Consider the following 1,267-nt stretch of genomic DNA (forward strand, 5'->3'; position numbering starts at 1 on the left):
GAACGGGATCTACGTGTGGGACGTACGGCCCGACGTGACTCCGGACCGAGTGGAACTCATCGTCACGGATCGTCACGGCATCGACCGTGAAGCACCAGGCGCCCTGTTCTCGCTGCGCTAACCTCCGGACGCCGGCTCCGGTTCTTTCGGTCAACAGAAGAGCTTCCGCGCCTGTGCCGCTCGAAAGTCATCGTCGCTGGTAGAGCAAGGCTGCCACAGTGTTGGGACCTGTGGGGTGTCAAAAGTCGGCCACATGGTCTGACCTGGGGTTAGGCTGCTATGGGTTCGTACTCGGTGATCAGGCCGCCGAGGATTGGTCGGCGGCGTTCGAGGGCAGCCCGGCTCTGCGATCGGTCGGTCGGATCGTGGTGGGGCGAGGTGTCGAGCTTGGTGTGGTCTGCGGTGGTTGTAGTGGTTCGTGTAGCGCTGCAGCACCGTCCGCAGGTGGTGTTCGTTGAGGATGAGCAGTCGGTCGGTGGCTCCGCGTCGGATGGTGCCGACGAACCGTTCGGCGTGGGCGTTGGCTCGTGGACGCCGTGGTGGGGTCTTCACGACCTGGGTGCCTGCGGCGGAGAAGGCTGCGGCGAATGAGGTGGGGAACTGGCCTGCCCGGTCCCGAATGAGGAGCCGGAAGTCGTCTGCCCGCTCACCGAGGTCCATCAGCAGGTTGCGGGCTTGTTGAGTAGTCCACGGGCCGTTTGTACCCGGTGTCCGAGCTTGAGCAGCTCACCCTGGATTCGGCGGTAGCCCCAGCCGGTGTTCTCCCGGGCCATCCGCGCGATCAACGCCACGATGGTGTCGTCGACCGGCGGTCGGCCGGTTCAGTGGGGGGTAGGTCCACTTCTTCGCGACCAGGCGCCGGTGCCATCGCAGGAGGGTCCCCGGTGTCGATGACTTTCGAGCGGCACAGGGTCAGTTTTCACGCGTCTTCGACAGCATGTCCCGGGTGATTGTGTCCCTGCTGTACAAGGCGACTCGGAAGCTGCTGTCCACCCCGCCGGCGCTGCGGCGCAGCGAGGCCGCGAAGGACGCCGAACCGCGCTGATCTGCGGAGGATCGCGCGTAGATCATCCACGGGCGCAGGTAGCGGGACGTGAAGCGGTTCGCGTCAGAGGAGTGACGGCAGCACGTGCTCCTCGGTGACCATCAGGCCCGTGGTGGTCATGGTCTTGGCCAGGTCGGGATCCCAGGTGGCCTCAGCGGGGCCGTTGTTCAACGTCGGCAGTTCGACACCGCGGGCGATCAGGGTGGTGACGGCCTCGCGGTA

At 65.7% G+C, this 1,267-nt stretch carries 2 protein-coding genes; both read right to left on the bottom strand.

The genetic code is table 11. The features are described 5' to 3' along the window. Nucleotides 1-150 precede the first annotated feature (150 nt). Nucleotides 151-660 carry an integrase core domain-containing protein gene (locus ADK67_RS53455; protein WP_231648082.1) on the bottom strand — a complete coding sequence of 170 codons (510 nt, stop codon included), beginning with the start codon at nucleotides 658-660 and terminating at the stop codon, nucleotides 151-153. Nucleotides 661-1,108: 448 nt separating this feature from the next. Beyond that, nucleotides 1,109-1,246: a DUF2399 domain-containing protein gene (locus tag ADK67_RS55300; protein WP_442974116.1), complete on the bottom strand. Its 138-nt coding sequence runs from the start codon at nucleotides 1,244-1,246 to the stop codon at nucleotides 1,109-1,111. Nucleotides 1,247-1,267 lie beyond the last annotated feature (21 nt).

It is taken from the genome of Saccharothrix sp. NRRL B-16348 (genome assembly GCF_001280085.1).
In the GTDB taxonomy this organism is placed as follows: domain Bacteria; phylum Actinomycetota; class Actinomycetes; order Mycobacteriales; family Pseudonocardiaceae; genus Actinosynnema.

Excerpts from the sequence above, each read along its gene's own strand:
- ADK67_RS53455 (WP_231648082.1), bottom strand. The coding sequence starts at position 660 with ATGGACCTCGGTGAGCGGGCAGACGACTTCCGGCTCCTCATTCGGGAC.